The sequence below is a fragment of the Methyloversatilis discipulorum genome, from assembly GCF_018780585.1.
Classification (GTDB): domain Bacteria; phylum Pseudomonadota; class Gammaproteobacteria; order Burkholderiales; family Rhodocyclaceae; genus Methyloversatilis; species Methyloversatilis discipulorum_B.
Map to the genome: position 1 here is coordinate 23,159 of NZ_JADMJL010000055.1, position 14,784 is coordinate 37,942.

Annotated in this window: 11 protein-coding genes and 1 tRNA gene; 6 read left to right on the forward strand and 6 right to left on the reverse strand. The window is 67.1% G+C overall.

Going from position 1 to position 14,784, the window contains the following annotated elements; translation table 11 throughout:
- The first annotated feature begins 25 nt into the window (after nucleotides 1-25).
- The 4 genes from IV112_RS19430 to IV112_RS19445 all read left to right on the forward strand — a co-directional run bounded on the left by IV112_RS19430 (nucleotide 26) and on the right by IV112_RS19445 (nucleotide 3,300).
- Nucleotides 26-110: transfer RNA gene (locus IV112_RS19430), tRNA-Leu, on the forward strand.
- Nucleotides 111-321: 211 nt separating this feature from the next.
- Nucleotides 322-1,056, forward strand: coding sequence for a hypothetical protein (locus tag IV112_RS19435; protein ID WP_304006429.1), 735 nt, complete (start codon nucleotides 322-324; stop codon nucleotides 1,054-1,056).
- A gap of 17 nt (nucleotides 1,057-1,073) precedes the next feature.
- A complete protein-coding gene (locus tag IV112_RS19440) occupies nucleotides 1,074-2,081 on the forward strand; it encodes a DUF6976 family protein (RefSeq protein ID WP_304006432.1) in 1,008 nt (335 codons plus the stop codon).
- Between the two features lie 172 nt (nucleotides 2,082-2,253).
- Nucleotides 2,254-3,300 (forward strand): NYN domain-containing protein, encoded by a 1,047-nt coding sequence (locus tag IV112_RS19445; RefSeq protein WP_304006434.1) that lies wholly within the window; start codon nucleotides 2,254-2,256, stop codon nucleotides 3,298-3,300.
- A 9-nt stretch (nucleotides 3,301-3,309) separates the two neighbouring features.
- Here IV112_RS19445 and IV112_RS19450 read toward each other — a convergent pair whose 3' ends face one another.
- Genes IV112_RS19450 through IV112_RS19470 form a run of 5 tightly spaced genes read right to left on the reverse strand, consistent with a single transcriptional unit; the run spans nucleotide 3,310 to nucleotide 9,071 of the window.
- Nucleotides 3,310-5,343 (reverse strand): site-specific recombinase, encoded by a 2,034-nt coding sequence (locus tag IV112_RS19450; RefSeq protein WP_304006437.1) that lies wholly within the window; start codon nucleotides 5,341-5,343, stop codon nucleotides 3,310-3,312.
- Between the two features lie 57 nt (nucleotides 5,344-5,400).
- Nucleotides 5,401-6,087, reverse strand: coding sequence for an ABC transporter ATP-binding protein (locus IV112_RS19455; protein ID WP_304006439.1), 687 nt, complete (start codon nucleotides 6,085-6,087; stop codon nucleotides 5,401-5,403).
- 10 nt (nucleotides 6,088-6,097) lie between these two features.
- On the reverse strand, nucleotides 6,098-7,321 hold the full coding sequence (locus IV112_RS19460; RefSeq protein WP_304006441.1) for an ABC transporter permease: 1,224 nt from the start codon (nucleotides 7,319-7,321) through the stop codon (nucleotides 6,098-6,100).
- A 2-nt stretch (nucleotides 7,322-7,323) separates the two neighbouring features.
- Nucleotides 7,324-8,550, reverse strand: coding sequence for an efflux RND transporter periplasmic adaptor subunit (locus IV112_RS19465; protein WP_304006444.1), 1,227 nt, complete (start codon nucleotides 8,548-8,550; stop codon nucleotides 7,324-7,326).
- An 8-nt stretch (nucleotides 8,551-8,558) separates the two neighbouring features.
- Nucleotides 8,559-9,071, reverse strand: a complete 513-nt coding sequence (locus IV112_RS19470; protein WP_304006447.1) for a TlpA disulfide reductase family protein — start codon at nucleotides 9,069-9,071, stop codon at nucleotides 8,559-8,561.
- A gap of 26 nt (nucleotides 9,072-9,097) precedes the next feature.
- Here IV112_RS19470 and IV112_RS19475 point away from each other — a divergent pair, with 26 nt between their 5' ends.
- Nucleotides 9,098-9,778 carry a DUF4197 domain-containing protein gene (locus IV112_RS19475; RefSeq protein ID WP_304006450.1) on the forward strand — a complete coding sequence of 227 codons (681 nt, stop codon included), beginning with the start codon at nucleotides 9,098-9,100 and terminating at the stop codon, nucleotides 9,776-9,778.
- Nucleotides 9,779-10,134: 356 nt separating this feature from the next.
- On the opposite strand, the gene IV112_RS19480 is transcribed toward IV112_RS19475, so the two are convergent.
- Nucleotides 10,135-12,462: a Tex family protein gene (locus IV112_RS19480; protein WP_304006453.1), complete on the reverse strand. Its 2,328-nt coding sequence runs from the start codon at nucleotides 12,460-12,462 to the stop codon at nucleotides 10,135-10,137.
- Between the two features lie 126 nt (nucleotides 12,463-12,588).
- Between IV112_RS19480 and IV112_RS19485 the strand changes: the two genes are divergently transcribed.
- Nucleotides 12,589-14,598: a UvrD-helicase domain-containing protein gene (locus tag IV112_RS19485; RefSeq protein ID WP_304006456.1), complete on the forward strand. Its 2,010-nt coding sequence runs from the start codon at nucleotides 12,589-12,591 to the stop codon at nucleotides 14,596-14,598.
- The last annotated feature ends 186 nt before the right edge of the window (nucleotides 14,599-14,784 follow it).

Below are 14,784 nucleotides of genomic sequence, written 5' to 3' on the forward strand. Positions count from 1 at the left end.
TGTATATTCGCGCCCCTACCCAAGTGCGCGGGTGGCGAAATTGGTAGACGCGCTGTCTTGAGGGGGCAGTGCCGCAAGGCGTGAGAGTTCGAGTCTCTCTCCGCGCACCACACCTTCAGCACCTTCCGGTGCTCATCCCGAACCGTCCGGATCGGGAGAATCCCATGTCATTGAACCTGCCGCAGCTTACCGTGCTGCAGTGCGCTGCTGGCTGTCCGCGCGCTTTGTTACTATGCGCGTCGCAATTCCGAGCCAATCAACCCAAATCAAGACTTCCTGACAACGAGCGGGAGGCGGACGAGGTCGGAGAAGGAGACAGCGATGGCGTTGGACAAGGTCCTGCTGGGACGCTTGCTGCAGTTGAACGAACCGTGGACGGTACGCGATTTCCGTTTCGATCCGGGTGCCCGCCGCATCGACGCATGGATAGGCCTCGAAGTTCAGCGCGGCTGGTTCGGCCTGGCGCGCAAGCAGGAGCCGGAGGCGGCAGAGCGCGTCTGGCGTCACATCGATCTGGCCGGGTGGCGCTGTCATCTGCGCGTGCTGGCGCCACCCAACGCCGATCTGAGCTCGCTGCCGTGGGCCGGCCCGGCCGACATGCCTTTCTCGCAGGCGCTGTCAAAACAGGTGTTCGCACTGTTCAACGAAGGTGTTTCGCTGAACGGCATCTGCGCCATCACCGGCATTCCGCTGCAGGAACTGTGGAAGTTCAAGTTCGCGCTCGATCAGGGCAAGGCGGCGATCGCCGAACCGTCGAAGGCATCCGCCGCACCTCCCCTGCAGCCCGCCGCTGATCCCGGTGCGCCGCCCGCCGCGGCGTCCGACGACGATATTCCCGACGTGGCCGATCCGGTCTGGCTGCAGCTGATCGAAGGCCAGCGCGACATCGACATCCGGGCGCTCAGCCTGAAACTGCTGATGACCCGCCTGCGCAGCCAGATGGAGGTGATCACCGACGACGAGGTGCGGATGCTCAAGCTGCGCGAGCTGCACCGCTACTTCGTCAAGAACGCCCGCATGCTGGGCCACGAACTGGCGCAACTGCGCACGCACTGATTCCCGGACGGACTTACATGACGACTCAGAACACGTCCGCCGTGAGCGGACGCATGATGGGGCTGTCCGAAGCGACGGCCCTGATCCGCGGCGGTGGTCACTTCAGCGTCGCCGGCGACGAAGCGCTGCTGCGCCAGCTGCCGCGCGGTCACTGGATAGGCGGCACCATTCCCTACTTCATGGGCCAGGACGGCGGCGTCACCACGCGCGACCAGCTCTATGTCGCGCAGGTGCCGGTGATCAACGGCCTGCCGATGATCCGCTTCTACGACCAGATCAGTCTCGAACGCGTCTGTGCCGACGCGCCGGAGAACGGCTTTTCCATCATCGTGATGCCGGCGTTCTCGGCCGTGCATTCGCTGTTCGCACGCAACGCGCCCGGCTACGAGGACATGTACCTGAAGCCGCTGGTCGGCTGGATTTCCGGCATTCACCTGTCGGATCTCGGCCGCGCCAGCCCGCTGGTGGTCAATGGCGAAACGCTGGAATTCGACGGCGAACGCGCGCTGGTGATGCACGTGCCGCTGCCCGAGAGCAAGTACGCGCAGATTGACATCATCAACCTGTTCACCCAGGGCGAGGGCGACCGCATCCGCTTTCCGGCCAAGGGTTTCAGCGCGACCGAATGCCTGATCAACGGGCAGCCCGGCAACTTCGCGCAGTACGTCAGTTCGCGCGCGATCGACACCAAGCTGCCGCTGGTGGCCGACTACAGCGGCGCGATGATCAACGTGAGCATCAAGTCGGTCGATGCCGGCAAGGGCACGGTCGATTTCTACGCGCCGGTATTCGATGACATCGAATACCGCTTCGCGGCGCCGGTGCCGGATTACGTCAGCGCCTTTCACACCGCGTTGCCGGGGCAGACCGGCCCGATAGGCTTCAGCTGCAACTGCGTGCTGAACTACCTGTACAGCGAGCTCGAAGGCAAGCGCGTGCCGGCCATGCTGGGCCCGATGACTTTCGGCGAAGTGGCTTACCAGCTGCTGAACCAGACGCTGGTGTATCTGACCATCGAGGGCTGAGCGCGTTCTTGTGGGAGCGGCCTTGGCCGCGACCCGGCCGCTGCACTAAGCAGGCTTCGATCAAGGCTGCAGTCGGGATCAGAAGACCCCTCCCACAGAACCTCGCCCACGCGCGACGGCCGGGTGCCGATTGGCGTAGCATGCCGCTTTCCCGTCCAGCATCGCATCCCGCATGAACGACTCCTCTTCCCAGCCGCGTCGCCTCGCGCTCGTCATCGACGCCGACAACGCGCAGCCTTCGCTGATCCAGCCCGTCCTGCTCGCCGCCGCATCGCGTGGCCGCGTCACCGTGCGCCGCATCTACGGCGACTGGACCTCGCCCAACATGACCAGCTGGAAGGCGCACCTGCTCGATCACTCGATCCGGCCGATCCAGCAGTTCCGCATCGTCGGCGGCAAGAACGCGACCGACAGCGCGATGATCATCGACGCGATGGACCTGCTGCACTCCGGCCTGGTCGATGGCTTCTGCATCGTGTCCAGCGATTCCGACTTCACTTCGCTGGCACGTCGCATCCAGGAGAGCGGCCTGTTCGTGATGGGCGTCGGCCGCCGCACGACGCCCGTCGCCTTCCAGCGCGCCTGCGAGGAGTTCGTGTTCACCGACGACATGCGCGCGTCGCCCCCCGCTTCGGCGCAGAAGAAGAAACCGGCGGCATCCTCCGGCGCCGCCGCTGCGCGCCCCGAACCGACACCGCGCAGACCGCGCAACGCGCAACCTGACGCGCAGATCCTCGAACTGCTGTCGCAGGGCATCCGGTCGGCCACCGACGAGGACAGCGGCTGGGCCGGCATCGGCCGCGTCGGCCAGATCGTGCGCCAGTACGAACCCGGCTTCAGTCACAAGGACTACGGCCACGCCAGCCTGTCCGGCCTGCTGGAAAGCCATCCGGAACTGTTCCGCCTGCGCAAGGGCGACAACGGTCAGGCGCAGGTGCAGCTGATCGAGCGAGCGGCTGACAAGCAGCTCGAACTGCTGCCGGAACCGGCTGCGGACAGCGCCGCGGAGACCAGCGGCGAGGCGCCGGCCAAGTCGCGCCGCAGCCGCCCGCAACGCAAGGCCAAGCCGGCCGCCGAGGCGGTGACGCCCGCGCCGGCCGAAACGCCCGCCACGGCCGTGCAAGCGGCGGTCGAACCAACCGAGGTCAAGCCCGCCAAGCCGCGCGCACCGCGCCGCAGCCGGACCCGCAAGCCGGAAGGCGAAGCGCCGCAGTCCTGAGCGCCGGTCTCAGCCGCGCGCTTCGTCGGCGGCGGTCGAGTCCTGCCGCGGCGGCCAGAAGAAGTCGCGCGGCCGGGTCAGGAAGCGGCGGGCGAGCTTGACCGACAGCCCGCGCGTGTCTTCCGGCTCGATGCCGCGCGAGCGCAGCGCCACCTTCATCGCAAGGCTGAAGCTGACGATGAGGTTGGTCAGGCCGATCAGCATCACGCCGAGCGCACCGACCGCGATGGTGTGCCAGTCGAGATCGAAGCCGAGCGCGTGCGTGCCGTAGGCGAGGTTGGCCGACGCGAAGGCGACGTGGCGGATGTCCAGCGGCAGGCCCAGCAACTGCCCGATGATGGGTGTGCTGCCCAGCATGCAGCCGAACAGGAAATTCCCCATCAGCGCGCCGAGGTTGTGTTCGACATAGTTGGCCAGCCGGTTCAGTCGCGCTTCGCCCAGCAGCGCCCGCAGCCATTTCACGCGGCGCAGCCGCTCCGGCACCCGGTGATACAGCGACTGGTTGTCGTAGTAACCCGAAATGAGACCGCTGAGGAACAGGAAGACGCCGGCGATCGCCGCGTGCGGAATGGCCATGCTGAGCAGCGGATGCAGGTCGTGCAGCAGGTGCGCGCCCTTGACCGGATCGACCGGGTGCCAGTCGAGGAAGGTACCGCCGACCATCGCAATCGACATCGCAGTCAGGAAGCCGATCAACACATTGCCGGCGATCGATATCCACTGCGTGCGGCTGACCTGCGCGGCCAGATCCGCCAGCACGCCAAGGCGCGCGTCGCGGTTCTGCTTGCCGTCGAGCGCGGCGGCCAGCGTGGCGGCGGTCATCGCTGGCTGCTTGGTGGCAACGGTCAGGTGCAGGATGTGGATCAGCACGAAACCCAGCCCGTAGTCGAGGCTGTGCACGACGGCCTCCCACACCGGCGGCAGACCGAGTTTGCCGGTCACGATCTTGATCAGCGCCATGCAGCCGATGATCAGGCCGGCACCGGCGGCGGCGCGGAACATGCCGAAGAACTCGCCGCGACTTTCGGTCACGTAGTGCTCGCCCGACTTGCTCGCCTGTTCGGTCACGCGCCGCGCCAGCAGTTCGGTGGTGCCGGAGAACAGGTCGCGCACGCTGTTGCGGCGGGTTTCCTGGCGCACCAGACAGAGGAAGAAATCGATCGCGCGGGCGCGCAGGGTCGGCGCATCGACGGCAGGATCGGGCAACACCAGCATGCGCAGCAGGCGCAGCCGGCCGGTGATCTGCTCGATGCGCGCCAGCACGAACACCAGGTTCACGCCGACGCCCGCCTCGCGCGAACGGCGCCGGATGGTGTCGACATAGCTCACGCACTGTTCGAGCAGCACTTCGAGGTGGCCGTCGTGCGGCAGCACCTCGTCGCTGTCGGTGTGGCGGGCGATGAAAGCGCGTACCTCGTCGCTCTGCGCGAGGAAGGGCGACTCGTGCCGCGCCAGTGCCGGCAGATAGCGCAGCAACGCCGGCTCCATGCCGAGCGCCGCCAGCCGGTGCGAAGCCATGCGCATCGCTTCGAACAGCTCGTGCCGGATCTGGCGACGCGCCGGTGCAAAAGCATCGCCGGTCACCTGCAGCAGATCGAGCAGCGCCTGCCAGTCCTCGCGCGGAATGGCGCTCATCCATTCGCCATCACCGGCGTCGTCGAACACCTCGCTGAACAGGTCGCGCAGGAAGTCGGCATCGACCGCCGGCGGCAGCATGCGGCCGAGCAGCCGACTGCTCAGACCGCTGAAGAAGCCCTGGTTGGCGAGCACCCCGGATTCGGCATACAGCGTGCGGTGCATGCGCGCGGCAAGCACCGCGTTCAGATGGGCCGACAGCGCGCCGGCCAGTTCCGCGCGCGCGCCGAGCAGGCGCAGCAGCGCGCGGAAACGCGACTCGGCAACCTCGACGCCGTCGCGTCGTCCGGGGCGCATCAGTGTGATCAAACGGGCGAGCCGCTCGCCGGTGGTGTCGGTGGTGTTGCGCGCCACCTCTTCGAGCAGCGCAGTCAGTTCGGCGACGTAGGCAGTGCTGTGTGTCGTCATGATCGAAGCGGAATAGCGGAATGTGGATCGGGGTCGGCGCGCCGCCCCGCGCGGCGTTCAGTCGCCGCGGGCGATGCGGCCATCGACCAGTTCGATGCGGCGGTCGCAGCGCGCCGCCAGACGCGGGTCGTGCGTCACGATGAGGCAGGCGCTGCCGCGTTCGCGATTGAATTCGCGCAGCAGCGCAAAAATATCATCCGCCGTGTGAGTGTCCAGATTTCCGGTGGGTTCATCGGCCAGTATCAGCCGCGGCGACAGCGACAGTGCGCGCGCGATCGCCACCCGCTGCTGCTGACCGCCAGACATCTGATTGGCCTTCTTGTGCTCGTGGCCCTTCAGACCGACGCGATCCAGCAGATCGAAGGCCACCGCCTCCGCCTGCGCGGTGGCGACACCGTGCTCGATGATGGACGGCATCATGACATTTTCCAGCGCGCTGAAGGCCGGCAGCAGATGATGGAACTGGAATACGAAGCCGATATGACGGCCACGGAGCACGGTCAGCGCCTGTTCGGACAGGCCGCGCGTCTCGGTCCCGGCAATCGCCAGCTCGCCCGAGGTCGGTCGTTCGAGCAGACCGATCAGGTTGAGCAGCGTGCTCTTGCCGGAGCCGCTGGGGCCGATCAGCGCGCAGAACTCGCCCTCGGCCAGTTCGAAGTCGAGCCCGTGCAGCACTTCGGTTTCTACCGGCGTGCCGATGCCGTAGGACTTGCGCAGGCCCCGCAGCGATACGATGGCGTTCATGCGCCGCGCCTCATGCACGAATCGCCTGCACCGGGTCCATCTTGGCCGCGCGCCGCGCCGGAATCAGCGCCGCCAGCACGCCGACCACCAGCGCGATCAGCGCCGCCGACAGCGCGATACCGGTGTCCAGCTGCGGCTGGAACAGCGGCGCGCCGTCGCCGGTGCGATAGACGCTGGAGAAGAACTGCAGCAGACCCCAGGCGAGCGCGACACCGGACAGCGCGCCGACGAAACCGACCAGCCCGCCCTGCAGCAGAAAGATGCCCATTACGCGGTTCGAACTGGTGCCCATCGCGCGCAGGATGCCGATCTCCTTCTGCTTCTGCACCACGCTCACCACCAGCACGCTCGAAATGCCGAGCGCCACGATGACGATGACGAAGCCGCGGATCAGGTTGTTCGATACCGTCTGGTTGCGCAGCGCGGCCAGCAGCTGGGAATTGGTGGTCATCCAGCTTTCGACCGTCAGGCCGCTGCCGGCCTGCAGCCGCTCGCTCACCTCCTGCGCATCGAAGATGTCGGCCACCGTGATGTCGATGTTCGACACACCACCCGGCAGGTCGAGCAGCGACTGCGCCAGCTTCATCGTCGTAAACACCCAGCGCCGATTCAGGTCCTTGTTGCCGATGTCGAACAGGCCGGTAATCTGCAGCAGTTCGTCGCGCCCGCCAGCGGCGCGCAGGAACATCTTGTCGCCCACCGTGACGCCGAGATCCTTCGCCAGTTCGATACCGATGATGGCGTTCGTGCCGTCGACCTGGAAGGCGCCGCGCGTCATGTAGGTGTCCATCTTGACGATGCGGCGATAGCGGTCGGGCTCGACGCCGACCAGCGCGACCGACTTGCTGGCGCGACCGCGCAGCGCGAAAGCGGGGCCGCTCACCACCGGCGACACCGCAACCACGCGCGGCTGTGCTTCGGCCAGCTTCACCATCGCTTCCCACTGGTCGATCGAACGCAGGCGCTGCGCGCGCGGCTCGATCAGCACGGAGCTGGCAGGGTCGGTCGAGGCGCGCAGGTTCACTTCCTCGAGCGGCCGCATCACGACGTGCGCCTGACTGCCCAGCACGCGGTCGATGATGGTGGCCTGCAGCTGCGATATCAGCTGCGACAGGAACACGATGACCGCGACGCCGCCGGTCACGCCAAGCAGGATGAGCGCGGTCTGCATGCGCCCCTCGCGCAGGAAGCGCAGCGCGACCAGGAACTCGAACGGAAGCTTGGGCCGCGCCATCGTCAGCGACCGAGATTGGGCGTCGGGCCCGGTGCGCCGCGCGCCGGCTTGATGCGGATGCGGTCGCCATCGAGCGCGCCGCCGGCCGGCATGATGGCGACCTCACCCTCGGCCAGTCCGTCGGTGATCTCGACGCGGCCGACGCCGCGCAGACCGACTTTCACCGGCACCTTCGCCGCTGCGCCGTCGCGCGCGACCAGTACCCAGGGCGCAGCGCTGTCGACCTCGCGCACCGCCTCCAGCGGCAGCGACAGCGCCTGCTCCTTGCGACCGATCACCACCTCGACCGATACCGTCATGTCCGGCCGCAGGAAGGCCGGCGGTTCGGGCACGCGCAGCCGAACCTCGACCGTGCCGCGCTGGGCGTCGATGGCGGGCGACAGGTAGTAGACAACGGCGTCAAAAGGCTGACCGGGGAAGGCGTCCGCCACCGCCTGAGCGCGGGCGTCGAGCCGCAGGTAGCGCAGGTTCTTCTCGTCCAGCGTCGCGTAGATGCGCGTTTCGCCGTTTTCGGCCAGCGTCAGCAGCGCGCGGCCGGCCTGGGCGACGTCGCCCGGCTCCGCGTCGCGCGCAATCACCAGCGCATCGACCGGCGCGCGCAGCGTCAGCAGGTCGCGTCGTGCCTGCGCCGATTCGAGCGCAGCCTGTGCCTGCGCCAGCCGCGCCTGGGCGCTGACACGTTCGGCACCGCGTGGCGTGTTGGCGTCGCGCTGCGCCTGCGCGGTGCGCAGCTGGGCGCGCGCGTTGTCCAGCTGGCGCGCCGCCTCGTCCAGTTTCGACGGCGAGAAGAACTGCTGCGCCACCAGCGCCTCGGCGCGCTGGTACTCGGCCTCGGCCACGCGCAGATTCGCCTCGGCCTGCTTCACCGCCTGTTCGGCCACCGGCAGGCCGACCGCGTCGAGCTGGGTGAAACGCGCCTGCGCTTCGGCAATCTGCGAGCGCGCCTGTTCGACCGCCGCGTCGGCGTCGCTCGCGCGCAGCCGCACAAGCAGATCACCGGCCTTGACCGCCGCGCCCTCGCGCACGGTCACCTCGTCGATGATGGCAGTGATCTGCGTGCCCAGTTCGATGCGCGACGGTGTGGCGATGCGGCCGGTGGCGACCACGCTCTGGGTCAGCGGCGAACGCTCGACCTTGACGACATCGACGGCGATGCCGCGCGGCCAGAACAGCCATGCGACGAGCACCGCTGCGGCGAGCAGCAGTGCGATCAGGTGACGGGTTTTCATTGAAGGGGTCAGGAAGCGGGCGGGAGCAGTGTGTCGATCAGCGCGTCGAGCTGTCTGTGATCCGGGTTACCGATGATGCGTTTGACGATGCGGCCATCGCGATCGACGAGGAAGCTGGTCGGCGTCGCACGGATGCCGCCGAAGCCGCGATCAAGGGCCCCGACCGGGTCGAAGCCTACGCGAAACGGCAGCTTTTCGCGCTGCGCGAAGTCCTGCACATGGCTCGGCGCGTCGTAGGACATGGCGACCGCCACCACCTCGAAACCCCGCGCCGCGTGGCGGCGGTGCGTGTCCGCCAGACCCGGCATGCCCTTGATGCAGGGGCCGCAGGAGGTGGACCAGAAATTCACCAGACGCACTTTTCCATCGGCGTGACCGAGGTCGATCCGGCCACCGTCCAGCAGCGCGACCTGAAGTGCCGGCACCTGCTCCGGATGACCGGTGCCGCGCAGCAGCCATACCACTGCAATCAGCGCCAGCAACACTAACGGTGATACCCATTTGCGATCCATAATCTTCATTCGTTCAAACACAGAGGGCTTCGACCATGCGTGCGATTGTCGGTTTTGTGGCGTGTCTTGTCATGTGCACCCAGGTGTGGGCACTGTCACTGTCCGACCTGTCGGACAAGGACGCCGGCGGTGGCCTGAAGGAGGCACTGACCCAGGGCGCGTCGAAGGCGGTCGATCTGCTCGGCAAGCAGGACGGCTTCCTGAAGAACGCCAAGGTGAAGATCCCGATGCCCGACGGCCTGCGTCAGGCGGAAAAGCTGATGCGCACCTTCGGCATGAAGAAGCAGGCCGATGAACTGATCACCGCGATGAACCGCGCTGCCGAGGCGGCGGTACCGGAAGCGAAGGAGCTGCTGGTCGGCGCGGTCAAAGACATGAGCGTCGAGGACGCGAAGAAGATACTGACCGGTGGCGACACGGCGGGCACCGAATACTTCAAGGGCAAGACCTCGGCCCAGCTGAAGGAACGCTTCAAGCCCATCGTGCAGAAGGCGATGGACAAGGTGGGTCTGGCCAAGAGCTACGAGAAGTTTGCGTCCAAGGGGGCGCAGTATGGCGTGATCAGCAAGGAAGACGCCGACCTCGACAACTACGTGACGCAGAAGACGCTGGACGGCCTGTTCACGATGGTGGCCGAAGAGGAGAAGGCCATCCGCAAGAACCCGGTCGGCGCTGCCGGCAGCCTGGCGAAAAAGGTGTTCGGCGCGCTGCGCTAGGCGCGGCCCGCGCAGACCTTCGCGATAGCGCCGCCGCTCGACGCCGCTATCGCGAGCAAGCTCGCTCCCACACAAGCCCGGCCCCAGCTACAGGTCGGGCACGATCCCTGTGGGAGCGGCCTTGGCCGCGACGCGGCGGTTGCAGTCCGGCGGCTTCGATGCAGACCGCTGTCGGGGTCAGAAGACCCCTCCCACAAGAACCTCAACCGCGGTGAGCGCCAGGCACAGTCCACGGTGGGAGCGGCCCTGGCTGCAACACGGCCGTTGCAGACGGCCGGCTTCGATTCCGACTTCTGTCGGGGTCAGAAGACCCCTGACACAAGAACCTCAACCCCGGTGAGCGCCAAGCGCCGCCCTCAGCGCTTCGCGGCCTTCGCGAAGGCCGCGGCCAGCGCATTGTTGGCGGCAGGCGCCTCCTTGGCTTTGGCCATCGCGCGCGGGTCGGGGCGCGCACCGCGATTGTCGCGGCCACCGCCGGCAGGCTTCTTCACCACTTCGTCGCCCAGGCGCATGGTCAGCGCGATGCGCTTGCGTGCCAGGTCGACCTCGACCACCTTCACCTTGACGATGTCGCCCGCCTTCACCACTTCAGCCGGGTCCTTCACGAAGCGGTTGGCGATGGCCGACACGTGCACCAGGCCGTCCTGGTGCACGCCGATGTCGACGAAGGCGCCGAAGTTGGTCACGTTGGTCACCACACCTTCGAGCTGCATGCCCGGTTCGAGGTCCTTCATGTCCTCGACGCCGTCGCGGAAGCTGGCCGTCTTGAACTCCGGGCGCGGGTCGCGGCCCGGCTTTTCGAGTTCGCGCAGGATGTCCTGCACGGTCGGCAGGCCGAAGCGCTCGTCGGTGTATTTCTGCGCCGACAGCTTCTTCACTGTGGCGGCGTCGCCGATCAGCTCACGCGCCTTCTTCTGCACGTCGGCCAGTATCCGCTCGACCACCGGATAGGCTTCCGGGTGCACCGCCGAAGCATCCAGCGGATTGTCGCCATTCATGATGCGCAAGAAGCCGGCGCACTGTTCGAAAGTCTTGTCGCCGAGTCGCGGCACCGACAGCAGGGCCTTGCGCGAAGGGAAGGCGCCGTGCGCGTCGCGGTGGGCGACGATGTTCTGCGCCAGCGTCGAGTTCAGACCGGAAATCCGCGCCAGCAGCGGGGCGGACGCGGTGTTCACGTCGACGCCGACCGCATTCACGCAGTCCTCGACCACCGCGTCGAGCGAGCGCGCGAGCTTGGTCTGGCTGACGTCGTGCTGGTACTGACCGACGCCGATGGCCTTGGGGTCGATCTTCACCAGTTCGGCCAGCGGATCCTGCAGCCGGCGGGCGATGGACACCGCGCCGCGCAGGCTCACGTCGAGACCGGGGAATTCCTTGGCCGCCAGTTCCGACGCCGAGTACACCGAGGCGCCCGCTTCCGACACGACGATCTTGGTCATTGCCAGTTCCGGCTTCAGCTTGATCAGGTCAGCCGCCAGCTTGTCGGTTTCGCGGCTGGCCGTGCCGTTGCCGATGGCGATCAGCTGCACGCCGTGCTTCTGCGCGAGTGCGGACAGCACATGCAGTGACCCGTCCCAGTCGCGGCGCGGCTCGTGCGGATAGATGGTCGTCGTATCGACCAGCTTGCCGGTGGCGTCGACCACGGCCACTTTCACGCCGGTGCGGATGCCGGGGTCCAGGCCCATGGTGACGCGCGGACCGGCCGGTGCGGCCAGCAGCAGGTCCTTCAGGTTCTTGGCGAACACGCGGATCGCTTCCAGTTCGGCACGGCTGCGCAGCTCGCCCATCAGGTCGAGCTCGATGTGCACCGACAGCTTGACGCTCCAGGTCCAGCGCGCGGTATCGACCAGCCAGCGGTCCGCAGCACGGCCCTGGTCGCGGATACCGGCGTGCGTCATGACGCGGCGTTCGCAGGGGTTGGGTTCGGGCGAACGGCTGCCGTCTTCTGGGTCGCTGTCGAGCGCCAGCTTCACCCGCAGCGCCTCTTCGTTGCGACCGCGGAACAGCGCCAGCGCGCGGTGCGACGGAATGTCGGCCAGTTTCTCGCGGTAGGCGAAGTAGTCGCGGAACTTGGCGGCTTCCGCGTCGTTGTCCTTGCCGTCGGCCACGGTGGCGACGACCACGCCGTGTTCGGCCACATAGTCGCGCAACGCGCCGACCAACTCGGCGCTCTCGGCGAAACGTTCCATCAGGATCTGCCGTGCGCCATCGAGCACCGCCTTGGCGTCGGCGAAGCCGGCTTCGGCGTTCAGGAACTTCGCGGCCTCGACGTCCGGTGTCAGCGTCGGGTCGACCAGCAGCGCGTCGGCGAGCGGCTCGATGCCGGCTTCGCGCGCGATCTGCGCCTTGGTGCGGCGCTTCTGCTTGTACGGCAGATACAGATCTTCCAGCCGCTGCTTGCTGTCGGCGTTCTCGATCTCGGCGCGCAGCGCCGGCGTGAGCTTGCCCTGTTCGTCGATGCTGGCGATGACCGCGACGCGGCGTTCTTCCAGCTCGCGCAGATAGCCGAGGCGCTCTTCGAGCAGACGCAGCTGGGTGTCGTCGAGGCCGCCGGTGGCTTCCTTGCGGTAGCGCGAAATGAAGGGCACGGTCGCGCCTTCGTCCAGCAGGGCGACGGCGGCGTTGATCTGTTGCGGGCGCGCGCCCAGTTCTGCGGCGAGCCGCTGTTCGATCGGAGGAAGCATGTGAAACGGACAGGATGGGCTACGGGAGGCGCGAACCATACCCACGCGGGACGCATGCCGCAAGCCGGTACAATCCCGGCACTCCATCGATTGGTGCGCTGCCCGTCCGGGCGGTGACTGCATCCCATGCTGTCCGACATGAACGCGCCTCAGCGCGAGGCGGTGAAGTATCTCGACGGCCCGCTGCTGGTGCTGGCCGGTGCCGGCTCGGGCAAGACCCGCGTCATCACGCGCAAGATCGCCTATCTGGTGCAGGAGTGTGGCTTCGACCCACGCAATATCGCCGCCATCACCTTCACCAACAAGGCCGCCAAGGAAATGCAGGAGCGCGCTTCGCACCTGCTCGAAGGGCGCGCCGGCAAGCAGCTCAACATTTCGACCTTCCACGCGCTGGGCGTGAAGATGCTGCGCACCGAAGCGAAGGCGGCTGGTCTGAAGCCGGCCTTTTCGATACTCGATTCGTCGGACGCGACAGCCATCGTGTCCGACATTTCGAAGGAAACAGAGAAGTCGCGGCTGCGCGCGCTGGTGTCGCGCATATCGGGCTGGAAGAACGCGATGCTGCCGCCGTCGGCCGCCGCCTCGCACGCCGCCGACGAGATGGAGGCGCTGGCCGCGCGCGTCTACGAGGAATACGAGCGCACGCTGCGCGCCTACCAGGCGGTCGATTTCGACGACCTGATCGGCATCCCGGCGCGCCTGCTCGCCAGCGACGAAGAACTGCTCGAACGCTGGCAGCGCCGGCTGCGCTATCTGCTGATCGACGAATACCAGGACACCAACAGCTGCCAGTACCAGATCGTCAAGCTGCTGGCCGGTCATCGCGGCGCCTTCACCGCGGTCGGGGACGACGACCAGGCCATCTACGCCTGGCGCGGCGCCGACGTCGAGAACCTGCGCAATCTGCAGACCGACTACCCGAAGCTGAAGGTGATCAAGCTCGAACAGAACTACCGTTCGATGCAGCGCATCCTGTCGGCCGCCAACACGCTGATCGCGCGCAACGAAAAGCTGTTCGACAAGAAGCTGTGGTCCGACATGGGGCGCGGCGACCCGATCACGCTGATGGTGGCGCGCGACGCCGAGCACGAGGGCGAGTGCGTGGCCATGCGCATCGCTTCGCACAAGTTCGAACACCGCGGCAAGTTCAGCGACTACGCGGTGCTCTACCGCGGCAACCACCAGGCGCGAGTGATCGAAACGGCGCTGCGCGAACAGAAGATTCCCTACGTCATCAGCGGTGGCCAGAGCTTCTTCGACCGTGCCGAAATCAAGGACGTGATGGCCTATCTGCGGTTGATCGCCAACGGCGACGACGACCCGGCCTTCATCCGCGCGGTGACGACGCCCAAGCGCGGCATCGGCGGCATGAGTCTCGAAGCGCTCGGCCGCTACGCCGGCGAGCGCCACATCGGCCTGTTCGCGGCGATGTTCGAAACCGGCGCCGAGCAGGCGCTGCCGGCACGCGCGCTGACCCCGCTGCGCGAATTCGGCGATTTCATCAACCGGCTTGAGTGGCGCGCCCGCACCGAGGCGCCGCGCCTCCTGCTTGAAGACCTGCTGCGCGGCATCGGCTACGAAACCTGGCTGTTCGAACAGTTCGAGCCGAAGGAAGCGGAAACGCGCTGGAACAATGTGCGCGAATTCGTCGACTGGATGGGCCGCAAGGGTGAGGAAGACGGCAAGACACTGATGGAACTGACGCAGACGGTCGCGCTGATCACCATGCTGGACAAGCGCGACGACGGCGAGGAACGCGACGCGGTGCAGCTGTCGACGCTGCACGCCTCCAAGGGCCTGGAGTACAAGCACGTGTTCCTGATCGGCCTGGAGGAAGGCATCCTGCCGCACCGCGAGTCCATCGACGGCGGCAAGATCGAGGAAGAGCGGCGCCTCATGTACGTCGGCATCACCCGCGCCCAGCGCACGCTGACGCTGAGTCACTGCGAACGGCGCAAGAGCGGCCGCGAATCGCGCGACTGCGAGCCGTCGCGCTTCATCGCCGAAATGGGCGAGGACGTGCAGCGCCCCAAGAAGGATGGCGCCGCCCCGACCGCCAAAGACCGCGCCACCAACGTCGCGCGGCTGGAGGCGATGAAAGCACTGCTGGCCGGCAAGGGGCCGGCGGGCGCTTGACCGGCGTCGCGCTTACCTCGCACGCGAGGCGGTCGCTGCAGCCTGCGGGCTCCGATCCAGGCCGCTGTCGGGGTCAGAAGACCCCTCCCACAGAACCCCGTCCGGCACTCGAGCCGTGGATCGGGCGCACCACCCCTGTAGATACTGTTATCCGAGTCAAGCACCGTGAGCGGTTGGGTCGAAAGG

Coding starts and splice junctions, on each gene's coding strand:
- IV112_RS19470 (WP_304006447.1), bottom strand. CDS start 9,071: ATGAAGATTATGGATCGCAAATGGGTATCACCGTTAGTGTTGCTGGCG.
- IV112_RS19440 (WP_304006432.1), top strand. CDS start 1,074: ATGACGACTCAGAACACGTCCGCCGTGAGCGGACGCATGATGGGGCTG.
- IV112_RS19445 (WP_304006434.1), top strand. CDS start 2,254: ATGAACGACTCCTCTTCCCAGCCGCGTCGCCTCGCGCTCGTCATCGAC.
- IV112_RS19465 (WP_304006444.1), bottom strand. CDS start 8,550: ATGAAAACCCGTCACCTGATCGCACTGCTGCTCGCCGCAGCGGTGCTC.
- IV112_RS19485 (WP_304006456.1), top strand. CDS start 12,589: ATGCTGTCCGACATGAACGCGCCTCAGCGCGAGGCGGTGAAGTATCTC.
- IV112_RS19435 (WP_304006429.1), top strand. CDS start 322: ATGGCGTTGGACAAGGTCCTGCTGGGACGCTTGCTGCAGTTGAACGAA.
- IV112_RS19450 (WP_304006437.1), bottom strand. CDS start 5,343: ATGACGACACACAGCACTGCCTACGTCGCCGAACTGACTGCGCTGCTC.
- IV112_RS19480 (WP_304006453.1), bottom strand. CDS start 12,462: ATGCTTCCTCCGATCGAACAGCGGCTCGCCGCAGAACTGGGCGCGCGC.
- IV112_RS19460 (WP_304006441.1), bottom strand. CDS start 7,321: ATGGCGCGGCCCAAGCTTCCGTTCGAGTTCCTGGTCGCGCTGCGCTTC.
- IV112_RS19455 (WP_304006439.1), bottom strand. CDS start 6,087: ATGAACGCCATCGTATCGCTGCGGGGCCTGCGCAAGTCCTACGGCATC.
- IV112_RS19475 (WP_304006450.1), top strand. CDS start 9,098: ATGCGTGCGATTGTCGGTTTTGTGGCGTGTCTTGTCATGTGCACCCAG.